18 protein-coding genes are annotated in these 16,925 nt (G+C 43.2%); 14 read left to right on the top strand and 4 right to left on the bottom strand.

All coding sequences use genetic code 11. The features are described 5' to 3' along the window. Positions 1 to 9: 9 nt before the first annotated feature. Genes DCO44_RS07920 through DCO44_RS07930 form a run of 3 tightly spaced genes read right to left on the bottom strand, consistent with a single transcriptional unit; the run spans position 10 to position 3,255 of the window. Entirely contained in the window at positions 10 to 732 is a 723-nt protein-coding gene (locus DCO44_RS07920; protein ID WP_116760724.1) for an SGNH/GDSL hydrolase family protein, read from the bottom strand. A 36-nt stretch (positions 733 to 768) separates the two neighbouring features. After that, a complete protein-coding gene (locus DCO44_RS07925) occupies positions 769 to 1,176 on the bottom strand; it encodes a nuclear transport factor 2 family protein (protein WP_116760726.1) in 408 nt (135 codons plus the stop codon). A gap of 51 nt (positions 1,177 to 1,227) precedes the next feature. Beyond that, the gene (locus DCO44_RS07930; RefSeq protein WP_116760728.1) at positions 1,228 to 3,255 is read right to left on the bottom strand and encodes an NADPH-dependent 2,4-dienoyl-CoA reductase; all 2,028 of its coding nucleotides are present in this window, start codon (positions 3,253 to 3,255) and stop codon (positions 1,228 to 1,230) included. 135 nt (positions 3,256 to 3,390) lie between these two features. On the opposite strand from DCO44_RS07930, the gene DCO44_RS07935 reads away from it, so the two are divergent. Both DCO44_RS07935 and DCO44_RS07940 read left to right on the top strand, forming a co-directional pair. After that, a complete protein-coding gene (locus DCO44_RS07935) occupies positions 3,391 to 3,933 on the top strand; it encodes a PadR family transcriptional regulator (protein ID WP_116760730.1) in 543 nt (180 codons plus the stop codon). A 17-nt stretch (positions 3,934 to 3,950) separates the two neighbouring features. Beyond that, complete coding sequence (locus DCO44_RS07940) at positions 3,951 to 4,862, top strand: alpha/beta fold hydrolase (protein ID WP_116760732.1); 912 nt, start codon at positions 3,951 to 3,953, stop codon at positions 4,860 to 4,862. 16 nt (positions 4,863 to 4,878) lie between these two features. Here DCO44_RS07940 and DCO44_RS07945 read toward each other — a convergent pair whose 3' ends face one another. Then, on the bottom strand, positions 4,879 to 5,793 hold the full coding sequence (locus DCO44_RS07945) for a LysR family transcriptional regulator (RefSeq protein WP_116760734.1): 915 nt from the start codon (positions 5,791 to 5,793) through the stop codon (positions 4,879 to 4,881). A 115-nt stretch (positions 5,794 to 5,908) separates the two neighbouring features. Between DCO44_RS07945 and DCO44_RS07950 the strand changes: the two genes are divergently transcribed. The 12 genes from DCO44_RS07950 to DCO44_RS08005 all read left to right on the top strand — a co-directional run. After that, positions 5,909 to 7,018, top strand: coding sequence for a muconate/chloromuconate family cycloisomerase (locus tag DCO44_RS07950; RefSeq protein WP_116760736.1), 1,110 nt, complete (start codon positions 5,909 to 5,911; stop codon positions 7,016 to 7,018). Positions 7,019 to 7,033: 15 nt separating this feature from the next. Next, a complete protein-coding gene (gene catC, locus DCO44_RS07955) occupies positions 7,034 to 7,324 on the top strand; it encodes a muconolactone Delta-isomerase (protein ID WP_116760739.1) in 291 nt (96 codons plus the stop codon). Positions 7,325 to 7,455: 131 nt separating this feature from the next. Beyond that, complete coding sequence (gene catA / locus DCO44_RS07960) at positions 7,456 to 8,376, top strand: catechol 1,2-dioxygenase (protein WP_116760741.1); 921 nt, start codon at positions 7,456 to 7,458, stop codon at positions 8,374 to 8,376. Between the two features lie 83 nt (positions 8,377 to 8,459). Continuing rightward, a complete protein-coding gene (benA, locus tag DCO44_RS07965; RefSeq protein WP_116760743.1) occupies positions 8,460 to 9,845 on the top strand; it encodes a benzoate 1,2-dioxygenase large subunit in 1,386 nt (461 codons plus the stop codon). After that, entirely contained in the window at positions 9,842 to 10,351 is a 510-nt protein-coding gene (gene benB, locus DCO44_RS07970) for a benzoate 1,2-dioxygenase small subunit (protein ID WP_116760745.1), read from the top strand. Before benA ends, benB begins: the two co-directional genes overlap by 4 nt. A gap of 76 nt (positions 10,352 to 10,427) precedes the next feature. Next, positions 10,428 to 11,444 (top strand): benzoate 1,2-dioxygenase electron transfer component BenC, encoded by a 1,017-nt coding sequence (benC, locus tag DCO44_RS07975; RefSeq protein WP_116760747.1) that lies wholly within the window; start codon positions 10,428 to 10,430, stop codon positions 11,442 to 11,444. Between the two features lie 320 nt (positions 11,445 to 11,764). Continuing rightward, a complete protein-coding gene (benD, locus tag DCO44_RS07980; RefSeq protein ID WP_116760749.1) occupies positions 11,765 to 12,550 on the top strand; it encodes a benzoate diol dehydrogenase BenD in 786 nt (261 codons plus the stop codon). Between the two features lie 53 nt (positions 12,551 to 12,603). After that, on the top strand, positions 12,604 to 13,836 hold the full coding sequence (gene benE, locus DCO44_RS07985) for a benzoate/H(+) symporter BenE (RefSeq protein ID WP_116760751.1): 1,233 nt from the start codon (positions 12,604 to 12,606) through the stop codon (positions 13,834 to 13,836). Between the two features lie 27 nt (positions 13,837 to 13,863). Further along, positions 13,864 to 14,544: a 3-oxoacid CoA-transferase subunit A gene (locus DCO44_RS07990; RefSeq protein WP_116760753.1), complete on the top strand. Its 681-nt coding sequence runs from the start codon at positions 13,864 to 13,866 to the stop codon at positions 14,542 to 14,544. 13 nt (positions 14,545 to 14,557) lie between these two features. After that, entirely contained in the window at positions 14,558 to 15,214 is a 657-nt protein-coding gene (locus DCO44_RS07995; protein ID WP_116760755.1) for a 3-oxoacid CoA-transferase subunit B, read from the top strand. Between the two features lie 161 nt (positions 15,215 to 15,375). Then, positions 15,376 to 16,581: a 3-oxoadipyl-CoA thiolase gene (pcaF, locus tag DCO44_RS08000; RefSeq protein ID WP_116760757.1), complete on the top strand. Its 1,206-nt coding sequence runs from the start codon at positions 15,376 to 15,378 to the stop codon at positions 16,579 to 16,581. A 62-nt stretch (positions 16,582 to 16,643) separates the two neighbouring features. Further along, the coding region (locus tag DCO44_RS08005) for an alpha/beta fold hydrolase (protein ID WP_116760759.1) at positions 16,644 to 16,925 on the top strand (282 nt) is incomplete at its 3' end.

A 16,925-nucleotide genomic window follows, 5' to 3' on the forward strand; every position in this document is an offset into this window, starting at 1 on the left:
GATTTACCATTATTGATGATGAGTAAAAGATTGCTGTACTAATGTGGCGATCTGCTGACCCCAAACTGCATAAATTTCTTTACTTGGATGAAAACCATCGCTTGCCATCGGCAAATTCATTGTTTGAAAGGCATGAATGTCAAAATGTAGAAACTTAAACCGACTGTTCTGCGCTAAATATTGCTGTAATTGCTGATTCATTGCAGTTGCATATTGCCCCAACAACCATGCCAATGGATTTGGCAAGGCTGGAAAATGCTGCATCGGTGGGACACCTGTGACAATAATCAATTTCGGCTGAAATCGATTCTGTACTTCTTCAAATAAATACTGTTGTTGCTTCAACCACGATTTGACTGAAGTTAATTTGGTAACATCATTCACACCGACTGATGTCACCACTACATCATACTGCTGTGGTGCTAAATGTTGTGTTGCTCGAATGACTTGCTCCGTCGTATCGCCAGTCTTTGCATGTAGTTTCCAGAGAATCTGGAAGTCATCTTGCAATGCTTGAAGAATCGCGCCAGACAAAGCCTCACTTTGTGATTCTACTCCAACTCCTGCTGCAGCCGAATCTCCTAAAATTAATAAGGATAATGACTGCCCTTGACCGATTATTCCCTCACGATCACCACTGGCTTCTAAAAGACATGGTGTATTCTTGCGAACTTTTACCCCCTGAAACAGCAACACAGGCAATAAAGCTAAAGTCGAAAGTTTTAACCACATTTGTTTAATCTCAGTAATTGTGTAAAGAAATATAAATTAAGCGGGCTGAAACTGCTTAATACGCTGCCCCATCTCAGTAGCCAATGCCTCCAAACCACTTTTTGGTCGAATCATCACTTCAAAATCAACAATTTGACCTTGTTCATTGAATTGAATCATATCGATCCCTTTCAACTTTTTGTCCCCGATATTTGCTGAAAACTCCAAAACAACAGATTGAGCATTTTCCGTCAGAAATTCACGATGATAGGTGAAGTTTTCGAATACCTGAATAACATTGCTCAGAATAAACTGCACCACGGCTTTACCTTCATAAGGATGAAAAGCAACAGGAGATCTGAAAACCACATTATCTGCTAACAATTCATTTAAGTAATCCATGTCACGCGTTGCAACCATGTGGTGCCATTTATGTAATGCATCTTGGGTTTGTTTTAATTGCATTGTTGTATTCTCTTTAATTGATGAAAAGAGGACCCGTAGGTCCCCTTGGTTTTAAATTACTGCTGCAAGCTCAGCACCTTGACGAATTGCACGTTTCGCATCTAATTCACCTGCTTCTTTTGCGCCACCAATTAAGTGTACTGCTTTACCATCAGCTTTTAATTGATCAAACATTGCTGTAAAAGGCTCTTGCCCCGCACAAATCACCACATTGTCTACATCTAGAATCATTGATTTATCATTAACAATGATGTGGAGACCTTGGTCATCAACTTTTTCATAGTTTGCGCCCGCAATCATCTGCACATCACGGTTTTTCAAACCTGTACGGTGAATCCAGCCTGTTGTTTTACCCAAACCAGCACCCACAGATGTAGGTTTACGCTGTAATAAGAAGATTTCACGCTCAGATGCTTCTACTTGTGGTTGTTTTAAACCGCCAACATCATTGTAATGCGTATCAATACCCCACTCATTGTAGAATTTTTGAGGGTTTAAGCTGCCACTTTCACCTTCATGGCTCAAATATTCAGCCGTATCAAAACCAATACCACCCGCACCGATCACAGCAACGCGTTTACCCACTGGCTTACGCTCTCTTAATACATCGATGTAGCTCAATACTTTTGGATGATCAATCCCTTCAAAGCTCAACTCACGTGGCGTTACACCTGTAGCGACCACAATGTCATCAAAGTTGGCTTGGCTTAGCTCGTCATACGTCGCTTTATGATTTAACTGTAGCTTGATTTTTGGTTGTAACAATTCAATTTTACGCTTGAAGTAACGTAAAGTTTCATAAAACTCTTCTTTACCTGGGACTGTTTTCGCAATATTAAACTGACCACCAATTTGGTTCGCAGCTTCAAAAATGGTGACGTTATGACCGCGCTCTGCTGCATAAGTTGCAAAACTTAAACCCGCAGGACCAGCACCAATCACGGCGATATTTTTCGCTTGACCTGCCTCTTTGAAAATTAATTCTGTTTCATAACATGCACGTGGGTTTACTAAACAAGTTGCAATTTTCATCGAGAAAATATGGTCTAAACAGGCTTGGTTACAACCAATACAAGTATTAATTTCATCACTACGACCTTGTTCAGCTTTGAGCACAAACTCAGGGTCGGCTAACATTGGGCGCGCCATAGACACGATATCAGCATCACCAGACGCCAAAACATGCTCTGCCATTTCAGGTGTGTTAATACGGTTAGAAGTAACCAAAGGTATGTTTACGCTACCTTTTAATTTTTTAGTCACCCAAGTAAATGCCGCACGAGGCACTTTAGTCGCAATAGTCGGAATACGCGCTTCATGCCAACCAATACCCGTATTGATAATGGTTGCCCCCGCTTTTTCAATTTCTTTTGCCAGATGAATCACTTCATCTAAACTCGAACCACCTTCAACCAAATCCAACATAGATAATCGGTAAATAATGATGAAGTTTTCACCGACTGCTTCGCGGGTACGTTTTACAATTTCAATTGGGAAACGAATACGTTTTTCATAGCTACCGCCCCATTCATCCTCACGATGGTTCGTTCGTGCAGCAATAAACTCATTGATTAAATAACCTTCTGAACCCATGATTTCTACGCCGTCGTAACCTGCGTATTGTGAAAGCTTGGCACAGTTCACAAAATCATCGATGGTTTGCTGAACTTCAGCAGAACTTAATTCCTTAGGACGGCTTGGATTAATCGGTGCTTGAATTGCAGATGGTGCAACAATATCTTTTTGGTATGAATAACGACCAGTATGTAGAATTTGCAGTGCAATTTTACCGCCCGCATCATGGACTGCCTGCGTAATGACTTTATGGTGTTCTGCTTCTTCACGGGTATCAAGCTTAGAACCACCTTTAAAAGTCAAACCATGGTCATTGGGTGAAATACCCCCTGTCACAATGAGTCCAACACCGCCTTTTGCACGTTCAGCATAAAATGCTGCCATACGGTCATAACCACCTGGCGCTTCTTCAAGACCAACGTGCATAGAACCCATAAGTACACGGTTTTTCAGTGTAGTAAATCCTAAATCTAATGGGGCGAGTAAGTGTGGATAATTGGACATGAGACCTCCATGGCTTGCAATGTGCTGGCTAAATTTTGCTTTTATGCAACTTGTTGCACTAATTTATAGTCTAATTTTGAAATCTATGCAACATGTTGCATAATATCTTTATCTTAAATTTGTTGATGCTAGCTTATGTCTTTAGCACATGTTCTTCTTACCAGCTTAATTGAAAAACCCAGTACAGGCATTGAATTGGCACGTCGTTTTGACCGTTCTATGGGTTTCTTTTGGAATGCAACGCATCAACAAATTTACCGTGAACTCAGTGCCATGCAGCAAAAAGGCTGGATTTCAACCCTTGAAGATGAAAGTTCCAATAGCCGAAAAAAAACCTATCAAGTAGAACAATTGGGGCGCACTGAATTGGCTGACTGGATGGTCAAACAAGGCCCACCCGCTCAACTACGTGAAGAACTGATGGTGCGTTTAAGAGCAGAAGCACAAGTCGGTGAGGCAACCGTATTGCCTGAATTAGAAAGACACTTGATGTTGCATCAAGAAAAGTTGCAAATTTATCAACAAATTTTTAATAAAGACTTTCCATCTACAGAAAATGAAAATCGAACTTTATATATTCATAAAATGATTTTACAGTTAGGCATTAACTTAGAAGTGGGCTGGATTGAATGGCTTGAAGCCATGATTACAGGTCTGAAAAAATTTGAAAAATCTTAAAAAATAGAGAAATTACCATGCCTTACTATCAAATGCCCGATCAAGAACAATTGTATGTTCGTGAATTCGGTCAGGGCAAACCTGTTTTAGTACTCTCAGGTTTAGGCATGCAAAGTTGGCAATGGATGCCTTTTTTAATTCAGAACAGTAAACAATTTAAATTTATTATTCCAGATTGGCGTGGGTTTGGTCGCTCAAAGTACTGCCGTATACCTGAAATAGATGCTATTTCTAGCCATTGGCGTGATTTAGAGGCCTTAATCCAACAATTAAAGTATCCAGATTTTACCGTAATTGCTTTCTCAATGGGGGCAACAACTGCCATGCATGGCATGAAATATGGAAATTTTAAACAATATATCAATCGTTATTTACATATTGATCAAGCACCCAAAATTACGGTAGATAGCCATTGGCCATATGGTCTACTAAGTCAGCAGCATTTGGACTTTAAAAAGCTTTTGGCTGAGATTTCATTGTTTTTCTCGGCCTTACCGCCTGTGCATAGTCTAGAAGACCTTAAACCGGCTTCACGCCATGAATTTATTAAAATATGGAGTAAATTCATATTATTACAAAATGACCATCGCTTAAGCCCCATCTTATGGAACACCGCCTTAAAATACGATAAATTGCAAAAACATCTCTTACCCTTACACCGCCTCGACTATCTGGCATGGTATATCAATAACTATCTCTATCATGATGAAGATTATCGAGAATCTTTAGCAGAATTGAGCTGCCCCACAACTTTTTTTATTGGGGAAAATTCGATACTTTACCCATCTCAAGGACAAAAAATTATCGCCAATAGTGTCAAAAATGCCAAGCAAGTCATTTTTGAACGATCAGGTCATGCCATTTTAATTAATGAACCCTTCAAATTTCAGCGAGAAATTTCCCGCTTCCTTTTGAATTGTCACGAATAGCAGTACTTTAGTTCAATTAAAGTACTGCTCGATCGTATTTAATTGCTTCAAGATCATAAACTTGATAAATGCAATCAAATAGCGAGCGGATATCTTCACTTTCATCCATACTTCGAATAGCAAGGAAGATCGGGCTAACTGCGGCATCATCCAACAACGGAATATAGTTTAGGTGCGGAAACTGAATGCTACAGGCACTTTCAGGCACAATACAAATCCCTTCACCCGCAGCCACCAAACCTAGCGCCAACTGAATTTCACGTACTTCACGTAAACTGCGCGGCTCTAAACCATACTCCGAAAATAAGCTTCGGACTTGAGTCGAGAAATTGGGTTTAGGGTGACTTGGATATAAAAACAGACTTTCTTCGACCAAATCTGCAAGATATACCCCTTGTTTTTGCGATGCTAAAGGATGACTACTATGTACTGCGACCATCAAGGGTTCTTCACGCAATAACACACGACGAATTGCAGGATCAGAGATTCTTAACCGTCCAAAACCAACATCAATTCGCCCTTCTTTAAGCGCCTGAATTTGGTCTTTAGTACTCATTTCGATCAGTTCAATTTTAAGCTGTGGTTGCTGCTGACGGAATAAATACACAATTCTTGGCAATAAACCATAGAGCAATGACCCAACAAATCCCATGGTTACGGTACGTTCGACCATACCCACACGCTTAGTCATCGACTTCACTTCTTCAGCATTAGACAAAAGTTTAACCGCATGCTGATAGAAGAATTGACCTGCTGGTGTGGTCTGTAAAGGCCGACTACCACGCTCAAACAACTGAATTCCCAACTCAGCTTCAAGGTTTTGAATCTGCCGACTCAGCGGAGGCTGGGCTATAAACAGTTTTTCTGCTGCTTTGGTAAAACTTTGTTCCTCTACAACCGCTACAAAATAGCGTAGGTGTCTAAGTTCCATAAGACTTCATACCTTTTAAATATAAAAAAATGCAAAAATGATCTTCGACAGGTTTAGTTCATTCTTTTAAGGTATATCACATGAATTAGACAAATCAAGATAGCGAAGCCGAAAGATGTATAAATCGATTGAAACGTTGCTTGTAGAAATACCGACGATCCGCCCACATAAAATGGCGGTTGCAACAATGCAAACTCAGACCTTGGTTCTGGTTAAAGTCACCACAGACGATGGCTTTACGGGTTGGGGCGAAGCAACCACAATTGGTGGCTTAGGCTATGGCGAAGAAAGTCCAGAAAGCGTCAAAACCAATATCGAAACCTATTTTGCGCCATTACTCAAGTCATTATCAGGTTTGAATGTGGCACAAACCATACAAACAATTAAACGTAATATCAATGGCAACCGTTTCGCTAAAAATGCCATTCAAACCGCGCTATTTGATATTCAAGCACAACGCTTAGGTTTACCGATCAGTGAAGTTCTTGGTGGGCGTTTAAGACATAGTGTGCCTGTACTGTGGGTACTAGCTTCTGGTGATACCGAAAAAGATATTGCTGAAGCACAGCAGATGATTGCCAGCAAACGCCACAACACCTTCAAGTTAAAAATTGGGTCGCGTCGTGTGGAAGAAGATGTAGAGCATGTTTTAGCCATCAAACAAGCTTTAGGCTCAGATGTTTCTATTCGCGTAGATGTAAATCGTGCTTGGTCAGAATTGGAAGCAATAAAAGGGATTCAACAGTTACAAGATGGTGGTGTGGATTTAATTGAACAACCCTGCGCGATTGACAACATTGATGCCATGCAACGTCTTACCCGTCGCTTTGATATTGCCATCATGGCTGATGAATCGCTAATGGGTCCAGACAGTGCCTATCGCTTAGCAAAACGTAATGGCGCTTCAGTCTTTGCAGTCAAAATCGCGCAATCAGGCGGTTTGGTTGAAGCCAGTGAAGTTGGAAAAATTGCCAAACTAGCAGGAATTGACCTTTATGGTGGCACCATGCTTGAAGGTCCCATTGGCACTATGGCATCGGCACAAGTCTTTTCCACCTTTCATAATTTAGCATACGGTACTGAACTGTTTGGTCCACTGTTACTGACCGAAGAAATTTTAAAAACTCCGCTGCAATATCAAAACTTCGAGCTGGTGTTACCGACCACGGCTGGACTGGGTATTGAACTTGATGAAGACAAAATTGACCGTATGCGTCGCCAGTAATTAAAGGAATTCTACATGCTTTACCACGTAAGAATGGATGTAAACCTACCGCAGGATATGCCAGCAGAACAGGCAAATGAAATTAAAGCGGTCGAAAAGGCATATTCGCAAGAACTGCAACAGCAAGGCAAATGGCGCCACATTTGGCGTATTACAGGTCAATACTCCAACATCAGTATTTTTGATGTCGAGAGCAACGAAGAGCTGCATAACCTGTTGCAGGGTTTACCACTTTATCCCTACATGAATATTGAAGTAATGCCGCTGAACCGACATCCCTCTTCTATTCATGAAGATGATCGTTAAGCAAAGGAATAATGGGAAGACAGCTTCCCAATGTGTAAAAAAAATCTGTATTCACAAGGAATGTGGCCAGCCAGTGTATTGATGAAATCAAACATGTGCCAGCCACCAAAACATACTTAAGGAGCGACAGTATGAACCGCCAACAAATTGATGCCCTCGTAAAAGAAATGAACGTCGACACTGCGACTGGTCCTGTCGATGCGCGTGTACAACAAATTGTTGTACGTTTTGTGGGCGATCTATTCCAAGCCATTGAAGACCTCGACATCAGTCAAACTGAACTATGGAAAGGTCTGGAATATTTTACCGATGCAGGTCAAGCCAATGAATTAGGTCTACTCGCAGCAGGTTTAGGCTTAGAACATTATTTAGACCTTCGTGCCGATGAAGCCGATGCCAAAGCAGGCATTACAGGCGGTACGCCACGTACCATTGAAGGTCCACTCTATGTGGCAGGTGCACCAGAATCGACAGGTTTTGCCCGCATGGATGATGGTTCTGAAACAGACAAAATTCCAACTTTGTTTATTGAAGGTACAGTAACTGATACTGATGGCAACATTATTGAAGGTGCCAAAGTTGAAGTTTGGCATGCTAACAGCTTAGGCAACTACTCATTCTTCGATAAATCACAATCTGACTTTAACTTACGTCGTAGTATTTTAACGGATGCTGATGGCAAATATGTGGCACAGACCACCATGCCTGTAGGCTACGGTTGCCCACCTGATGGTACGACTCAAGCGGTGTTAAATAAGCTAGGTCGTCATGGTAACCGCCCTTCACATGTTCATTATTTTGTCTCGGCTCCGGGTTATCGCAAGCTCACTACTCAATTCAACATTGAAGGTGATCAATACCTTTGGGATGACTTTGCCTTTGCAACCCGTGATGGTTTAGTTGCCACTGCTGTAGATGTGACCGATGAAGCTGAAATTGCTCGTCGCGGTTTAAATCAACCGTTCAAGCACATCACATTCAATATTGAGTTAGTAAAAGAACAGCAAGGCGCGCCTTCAACTGAAGTAGATCGTCGTCGCGCTAGCGCTTAACCCATATTTTAGGAACCGAAATGACATCTAAATCAACTGTCATTTCGGAGTGTTCCCCACATTTGGAACCTCGGAGAACGGACATGCCTCGTATTCCTGTAATTAACACCAGTCACCTTGATCGTATTGATGAATTGCTTGTTGACGATTTTGAAACGGGTGAATTTAAACTGCATCGCTCAGTGTTTACTGATCAAGCCTTATTTGACCTTGAAATGAAATACATTTTTGAAGGCAACTGGGTGTACTTGGCACACGAAAGCCAAATTCCAAATAATAATGATTTCTACACCACATATATGGGACGCCAACCGATCATTATTGCGCGTAACCGTAATGGTGAACTGAATGCCATGATCAATGCCTGTTCACACCGTGGTGCACAACTTTGCCGCCATAAACGTGGCAACAAGGCAACTTACACCTGCCCATTCCACGGTTGGACTTTTAACAACTCAGGCAAACTCCTGAAAGTAAAAGATCCAAGTGAAGCTGGTTATTCAGATTGCTTTAATCAAGAAGGTTCACATGACCTGAAGAAAGTAGCACGTTTTGAAAACTACAAAGGCTTCTTGTTTGGTAGCTTGAATCCTGATGTTCCTTCACTGGAAGAATTTTTGGGTGAAACCACCAAAATCATTGACATGATTGTCGATCAATCTGAGCAAGGTCTGGAAGTTTTACGTGGTGCATCGACCTACACTTACGAAGGCAACTGGAAACTGACCGCTGAAAATGGTGCCGATGGTTATCACGTGTCTGCCGTACACTGGAACTATGCCGCAACGACTCAACACCGCAAAGAAACTCAAGCTGCCGATAATATTCGTGCCATGAGCGCAGGTTCATGGGGTAAACAAGGCGGTGGCTCTTACGGTTTTGACCATGGTCACATGTTGCTCTGGACACAATGGGCAAACCCAGAAGACCGTCCAAACTTCCCTAAAGCAGATGAATACACCGAAAAATACGGTGCGCCAATGTCGAAATGGATGATCGAGCGCTCGCGTAATCTTTGCTTATATCCAAATGTATATTTGATGGATCAATTCGGTTCACAAATTCGTGTCTTACGCCCACTGGCAGTCAACAAAACCGAAGTGACCATTTACTGTATCGCGCCTAAAGGTGAAGCACCAGAAGCACGTACTCGCCGTATTCGTCAATATGAAGATTTCTTTAATGCTTCAGGCATGGCAACACCCGATGACCTTGAGGAATTCCGTGCCTGCCAAGCAGGTTATGCAGGGATTGAACTGGAATGGAACGACATGTGCCGTGGTTCGAAACACTGGATTCAAGGCCCTGATGATGCTGCCAACGAAATTGGGCTAAAACCAAAACTCAGCGGCATTAAAACCGAAGATGAAGGTCTGTACCTCGCTCAACATCAATATTGGCTAGAAACGATGAAACATGCCATTGCCTCAGAAAAAGCACTGGTGAATGAACAAGGAGAGATCGCATGAATGCCACTGCCACTTTAGAACGCAGCTCTCTCGAACAGATTGCGCAGTTCCTTTATCAAGAAGCACGCTTTCTAGATGATGAACAATGGGATGACTGGTTAAATTGTTATGCTCCATCTGCTTCTTTCTGGATGCCTGCTTGGGATGATGATGACCGTTTAACTGAAGATCCTCAGTCTGAAATTTCGCTGATTTATTACCCAGACCGTCAAGGTCTTGAAGACCGTGTGTTCCGTATTAAAACTGAACGCTCTTCTGCAACCATACCAGATACACGTACGAGCCATAACATCAGCAACATTGAATTAATCGCACGTGAGGGAGACAAAGTAACAGTTCGTTTTAACTGGAATACCTTAAGTTTCCGTTACAAAACCAACTACAGCTATTTCGGCATGTCACGTTATGAAATCGATTTTTCAGGCGCGCAACCACAGATTTTAAGCAAATACGTGGTACTCAAAAATGACTATATCAATCAAGTCATTGATATTTACCACCTCTGATTTAAGCGTCATCCCTTCAGTCAAATGGAATGTTGACTGAAGGTCAAGTTTCAAAGTTTTTAGTAGGATTCTAGCCATGTCAAACCACAATATTGCACTTCAATTTGAAGATGGTGTTACCCGTTTTATTAGCGTCGCTCAGGGCGAAACTTTGTCTGATGCGGCTTACCGTCAAAAAATTAATATTCCTTTAGATTGTCGCGATGGTGCATGTGGAACGTGCCGAGCTTTCTGTGAATCAGGAAGTTATGACATGCCTGAAGAAACCTACATTGAAGATGCACTCACCCCTGAAGAAGCTGAGCAAGGCTATATTCTCGCTTGCCAATGCCGCCCAACATCCGATGCTGTATTCCAAATTCAAGCGTCATCTGAAGTATGTAAAACCGAGATTCACCAATACCAAGGCACTTTAGTTGCTGTGGAAAACTTATCAGACTCAACCATCACTTTTGATATTCAACTTGATGAAGGTCAACCTGATATTCACTTCCTTGCAGGTCAATATGTCAACGTTGCCATTCCAGAGACAGCAGAAACCCGTTCATATTCATTTAGTTCTAAACCAGGCAACCGTTTAACAGGTTTTGTGGTGCGCAACGTGCCGAATGGCAAAATGAGTAGCTTTTTAAGTAATAACGCCAAAGCAGGCGATAAAATGACCTTTACAGGTCCATTTGGCAGTTTCTACTTACGTAATGTAGTCCGCCCTGTCGTTATGCTTGCAGGTGGTACAGGTATTGCGCCTTTTCTGTCTATGCTGCAAGTGTTAGAAGAAAAAGGTGCAGAATACCCTGTGCGTTTAGTCTTTGGTGTGACCAATGATTTTGATTTAGTTGCTTTAGAACAGCTTGATGCACTTCAAGCCAAACTTCCATGGTTTGAATATCGCACCGTTGTTGCAAGCCCAGACTCAGCACATGAGCGCAAAGGCTATGTGACTGGACACATTGAAAATGAATGGCTCAATGGTGGCGATGTCGATGTCTACCTATGTGGCCCTGTTCCTATGGTCGATGCCGTTCGTGGTTGGTTAGATAGCGAAGGTGTAAAACCTGCAAACTTCCTATTTGAAAAATTCTCCGCAAACTAATACATCACCCAATATTTAAGTTATAGAAAAGATGATACGCGAAAATGTCATTCGCAATTGTTCGAGGCCAGACCACTTGGTAAAAATGTATTTTCTGTGAGAAAGATATCAAGTAATCGGTTTCGGACGAGTTTTGCGATGAGGTGCATTGCACCGAAAGTTGGTTTCTTGCGAAGCGCTGCTTCTATTTTCCCAAAAGAAAAGTAAGTCTAACCGAAGGTTAATCCAGTAACTGATGTCCAGTTGTTAGGATGCAGGCGTGCCAAATTGTATAAATTTAAAAATTCATCTTTATATTGGATGATAAGTGAGTTCAAAAAATGGCGTCAAATCAAAGATTCTTAAACAAAGTCGTGATTGTGACTGGTGCCGCTCAAGGCATTGGTCGTGGTGTTGCACTCCAAGTGGCTGAAGAAGGTGCACAAGTTGTCTTAGCTGATTTATCTGACTATGTCGATGAAACATTAGCAGAAATTGAAGAACACCAAGGTGATGCAATAACAGTCAAAGCCAATCTTGAAACCTTCGCAGGCGCACAAGCCGTTGTAGCAAAAGCACTTGAAATCTATGGACGTATTGATGTACTCATCAATAATGTCGGTGGTGCCATTTGGATGAAACCCTTTGAAGAATTTTCTGAAGAAGAAATCATTAAAGAAGTCAATCGTTCATTGTTCCCAACGTTGTGGTGCTGCCGCGCAGTTTTACCTGAAATGATTAAAAATCAGCAAGGTACGATTGTAAATGTATCCTCTATAGCGACTCGCGGGATTAACCGAGTACCCTATTCAGCATCCAAAGGCGGCGTCAATGCCCTCACCGCATCACTGGCATTTGAACATGCCAAAGATGGCATCCGAGTGAATGCAGTTGCTACAGGTGGAACCGAAGCACCACCACGTAAAGTACCACGAAATGCAAACCCTCTTTCTGAAAATGAAAAAGCGTGGATGCAACAAGTGGTCGATCAAACTATTGATCGTAGTTTTATGAACCGTTATGGCACGATTCAGGAACAAGTCAATGCAATTGTATTCCTTGCTTCAGATGATTCGTCATATATGACCGGTACAGTGGTTCCTGTAGGCGGTGGTGATCAAGGCTAATTAGTCACTAAACAACTTTATATACAGGATCATGTCTGCATGGAGGCAAATAAATGGCTACCCTGTTTAAAACCTTGAAAGAAGATTGGTCTATTTCAGCTACTGTCGCAGGATTTTTGGCCGTGCTGATTTCCTATTCAGGTCCACTTATTATCTTCTTTCAGGCTGCGCAACAAGCTCAGGTTTCCCCAACCATGATGATTTCATGGATTTGGGGCATTTCGATTGGGGCAGCCGTAGCAGGGATCTTCCTTTCCATTAAATTTAAAGTCCCTGTGATTACGGCCTGGTCTGCACCGGGTACGGCTTTATTGGTCACGCTGTTCCCAAACATTAGCCTGAATGAAGCGGTTGCTGCCTACATCACCTCTGCTGTGGTGATTTTCCTGATCGGGATCAGTGGTTATTTCGATAAATTGTTGAAATGGATTCCGCAGTCGGTTGCCGCAGGCATGATGGCAGGGATCTTATTTCAGTTTGGTTTAGGGTTATTTAGTGCAACTGACAGTATGCCGATTATTGTATTTAGCATGCTGTTTGTCTTTTTAATCGCAAAACGAATTTCCCCACGTTATAGCATGCTTTGGGTACTTCTTTCTGGTGTGGCCTTGAGCTTTGGTCTTGGTGAAATGAATGCGGTGAGTTTAGATTTCCAACTTGCTATTCCTCAGTTGATCACTCCAGAATGGACTTGGCATTCCACCTTAAACCTTGCCCTGCCTTTGATTTTAGTCAGTCTGACGGGACAGTTTTTACCGGGCATGGCCATCATGAAACTGAGCGGTTACGACATGCCTGCCAAGCCGATTATCACCACCACCAGTATTGCTTCTTTAGCTGTTGCATGTGTCGGCGGTATCACCATCGTTTTAGCGTCGATTACGGCTGCACTGTGTATGGGCAAAGATGCGCATGAGTTAAAAGAAAAACGGTATATCGCAGGCGTAGCTAACGGCATTTTCTATATTTTAGGTGGGCTGTTTGCAGGCAGTATCGTTCTGCTCTTTAGCTTGCTGCCGAAAGAGCTTGTTGCAGCACTGGCTGGCTTGGCTTTATTGGGTGCGATTTCAACCAATATCGCTGTAGCCATGAAAGATGAATCTCAACGAGATTCTGCCCTCATTACCTTTTTAGCCACAGCTTCAGGTATGCACTTTTTAGGTCTAAGTTCCGTTTTTTGGGGCATCGTTATTGGTTTAACTGCGCATCTAATTTTAAGTAAACGTAGTCCTGATATTTCAGCTTTAGCTTCAAATCCAAGCTCAAATCCAAGTTCCAAAAGTTAATAGGTACGCTGTGCCTAGGACAATATTATGATTGATAAAAGTTCAGCTTCTTTAACAGAAGCACTTTCGCAAATAAAGGATGGTTCCACCATCATGATCGGTGGTTTTGGTACCGCAGGACAACCTGCTGAACTGATCGATGGCTTAATTCAACTCGGCATTAAAGACCTCACCATCGTTAGCAACAATGCTGGTAATGGCGACTATGGTTTAGCCAAGCTACTCAAAGCGGGTGCTGTGAAAAAAGTCATCTGTTCGTTTCCGCGTCAGTCCGACTCTTGGGTCTTCGATGAACTCTATCGTGCAGGCAAAATCGAATTGGAACTGGTGCCTCAAGGCAACTTGGCTTGTCGTATTCAAGCCGCAGGTATGGGACTTGGTGCAGTTTTCACCCCCACTGGCTACGGTACCTTATTGGCTGAAGGCAAAGAAACCCGTCACATCGACGGGAAAGATTATGTGTTGGAATATCCAATCAAAGCCGACTTCGCTTTGATTAAAGCACAACAAGGCGACCGTTGGGGTAACTTGGTCTACCGCAAATCGGCACGTAACTTCGGCCCGATTATGGCCATGGCCGCAGGTGTAACCATTGCACAAGTGTCTGAAGTGGTGGACTTGGGTGAATTAGACCCTGAACACATCATCACCCCAGGTATTTTTGTTCAACACGTGGTGCAGGTTCAGCCTGAACCTGTGGCTGTGTAATCGGGAGAACATCATGAGCTATCAAAAACTCAGCCGTAACCAAATTGCAGAACGTGTCGCACAAGATATTCCAGATGGCGCTTATGTGAATCTTGGGATTGGCTTACCGACCAAAATTGCCAGCTACCTCCCTTCAGACAAAGACGTTTTCTTACATTCTGAAAATGGTTTATTGGCTTTTGGTCCACCGCCTGAAAAAGATCAAGAAGACCCTGAGTTGATCAACGCAGGCAAAGAATACGTGACCATGCTGCAAGGTGGAGCCTTTTTCCATCATGGGGATTCTTTTGCCATGATGCGAGGTGGGCATTTGGATATTGCGGTTCTCGGGGCGTTTCAAGTCGCGGCCAATGGTGATTTGGCCAACTGGCATACCGGCGCACCGGATGCGATTCCTGCCGTTGGTGGTGCCATGGACTTAGCGGTCGGTGCCAAGAAAGTCTTTATCACCACCGACCATGTGACCAAACAAGGTGAACCTAAGATCGTGGCTGAATTGAGCTACCCCGCGACAGGTTTGAAATGTGTAGACCGCATTTATACCGACCTGTGTGTGATTGATGTCACTGCCGACGGTCTTAAAGTGATTGAGAAAGTTGACGGTCTAAGCTTTGCAGAATTGCAGGCGATGACGGGTGCTCCCTTGGTGGATGCGACACAACAGAATTAATGATTGGAATCTCCTTAAATCCCTCTTGCGAAGCAGTGCTTCTCACCCTTTTTAAAAGGGAGGAGCTACACGGAACGGATTGAAGAAATGAAAGAATGTTCCCTGAAAAAGTCCCCCTTTATTAAAGGGGGACTTAGGGGGATTCAAAGGGAAAATAAAATATGAAAAACGCTTATATCATCGATGCCATCCGCACCCCATTCGGACGTTATGCAGGTGGACTCGCTCCCGTACGTGCTGATGACTTGGGTGCAGTGCCGATTCAAGCCTTGATGCAACGCAACCCTAGTGTGGATTGGACCCAAGTCGATGATGTGATCTACGGCTGTGCCAACCAAGCCGGTGAAGACAACCGTAATGTCGGTCGCATGTCAGCACTGCTTGCAGGTTTACCTGTTGAAGTTCCTGCCACGACTGTGAACCGTTTATGTGGATCATCACTAGATGCGATTGCCATGGCAGCCCGTGCAATTAAAGCGGGTGAAGCCGACTTGATCATTGCAGGTGGTGTGGAAAGTATGTCTCGCGCTCCCTTTGTGATGGGCAAGTCGGAAACGGCTTATGGCCGTAGCCAGAAGATTGAAGACACTACCATGGGATGGCGTTTTATCAATCCGAAGCTGAAAGCCATGTATGGTGTAGAGACCATGCCGCAAACCGCAGAGAATGTGGCACAACAATTTCATATTGATCGTGCAGATCAAGACCAGTTTGCCTTGACGAGTCAAAAGCGCACAGCAACCGCGCAAGCTCAAGGCTTTTTTAAACATGAGATCGTCCCTGTAAGTATTGCGCAGCGTAAGGGTGATCCGATTGTGGTGGATACAGATGAACATCCTCGTGCATCGACCACACTCGAAGGTTTGGCGAAACTGAAGCCAGTCGTCACAGGAGAAGGCACCGTCACAGCGGGAAACGCGTCAGGCATCAATGACGGTGCGGCTGCTATACTGATTGCTTCGGAACAAGCCATTGAACAGTACCAACTTAAACCCCGTGCCAAGATTATTGCGTCTACGGCTGTGGGGGTTGAACCTCGCATCATGGGCTTTGCCCCAGCGCCAGCGATTAAGAAGCTTCTTAAACAAGCCAATCTCAGTATTGAACAGATGGATGTGATTGAACTGAATGAAGCGTTTGCGGCACAAGCACTGGCGGTTACGCGTGATTTAGGTCTGGCAGACGATACGACTCAAGTGAATCCCAATGGTGGGGCGATTGCGATTGGTCATCCGTTGGGTGCATCGGGTGCGCGTTTGGTGACCACAGCTTTAAACCAATTGGAACAAACGGGTGGAACCTATGCCCTATGTTCGATGTGTATTGGTGTCGGTCAAGGTATTGCAATGATTATTCAGCGCGTTTAACAAATCATAACTATTTAAGATATTTCCCCTCCCTTTTTTAAAGGGAGGTCGGGAGGGATTTTATGCCAACATTTATTTCAAATGATGCAACCATCAATTACGCAACTTTTGGTGATGCCGCCAATCCTGCTTTGGTATTTTCCAATTCTTTGGGCACCAATTATGGCATGTGGCAACAGCAGTTTAATGCTTTAAAAGAGCAGTTCTTTGTGGTGTGTTATGACACGCGTGGTCATGGTGCTTCGTCTACCCCGCAAGGTCCTTATCGCCTGCAACAATTGGGTGAGGATGTGATTCATTTGCTGGATCATTTAAAGATTCAACACGCTGCATTTTGTGGGATT

It is taken from the genome of Acinetobacter sp. AM, assembly GCF_003105055.1.
Classification (GTDB): Bacteria; Pseudomonadota; Gammaproteobacteria; order Pseudomonadales; family Moraxellaceae; genus Acinetobacter; species Acinetobacter tibetensis.

Bases quoted from the DNA above. Each gene is read 5' to 3' on its own strand.
- DCO44_RS07950 (WP_116760736.1), top strand. From the start codon at position 5,909: ATGTATAAATCGATTGAAACGTTGCTTGTAGAAATACCGACGATCCGC.
- benD (WP_116760749.1), top strand. From the start codon at position 11,765: ATGGCGTCAAATCAAAGATTCTTAAACAAAGTCGTGATTGTGACTGGT.
- benB (WP_116760745.1), top strand. From the start codon at position 9,842: ATGAATGCCACTGCCACTTTAGAACGCAGCTCTCTCGAACAGATTGCG.
- DCO44_RS07935 (WP_116760730.1), top strand. From the start codon at position 3,391: ATGTCTTTAGCACATGTTCTTCTTACCAGCTTAATTGAAAAACCCAGT.
- catA (WP_116760741.1), top strand. From the start codon at position 7,456: ATGAACCGCCAACAAATTGATGCCCTCGTAAAAGAAATGAACGTCGAC.
- DCO44_RS07930 (WP_116760728.1), bottom strand. From the start codon at position 3,255: ATGTCCAATTATCCACACTTACTCGCCCCATTAGATTTAGGATTTACT.
- benE (WP_116760751.1), top strand. From the start codon at position 12,604: ATGGCTACCCTGTTTAAAACCTTGAAAGAAGATTGGTCTATTTCAGCT.
- DCO44_RS07990 (WP_116760753.1), top strand. From the start codon at position 13,864: ATGATTGATAAAAGTTCAGCTTCTTTAACAGAAGCACTTTCGCAAATA.
- benA (WP_116760743.1), top strand. From the start codon at position 8,460: ATGCCTCGTATTCCTGTAATTAACACCAGTCACCTTGATCGTATTGAT.
- benC (WP_116760747.1), top strand. From the start codon at position 10,428: ATGTCAAACCACAATATTGCACTTCAATTTGAAGATGGTGTTACCCGT.
- DCO44_RS07940 (WP_116760732.1), top strand. From the start codon at position 3,951: ATGCCTTACTATCAAATGCCCGATCAAGAACAATTGTATGTTCGTGAA.
- DCO44_RS07920 (WP_116760724.1), bottom strand. From the start codon at position 732: ATGTGGTTAAAACTTTCGACTTTAGCTTTATTGCCTGTGTTGCTGTTT.
- catC (WP_116760739.1), top strand. From the start codon at position 7,034: ATGCTTTACCACGTAAGAATGGATGTAAACCTACCGCAGGATATGCCA.
- DCO44_RS07945 (WP_116760734.1), bottom strand. From the start codon at position 5,793: ATGGAACTTAGACACCTACGCTATTTTGTAGCGGTTGTAGAGGAACAA.
- pcaF (WP_116760757.1), top strand. From the start codon at position 15,376: ATGAAAAACGCTTATATCATCGATGCCATCCGCACCCCATTCGGACGT.
- DCO44_RS07995 (WP_116760755.1), top strand. From the start codon at position 14,558: ATGAGCTATCAAAAACTCAGCCGTAACCAAATTGCAGAACGTGTCGCA.
- DCO44_RS07925 (WP_116760726.1), bottom strand. From the start codon at position 1,176: ATGCAATTAAAACAAACCCAAGATGCATTACATAAATGGCACCACATG.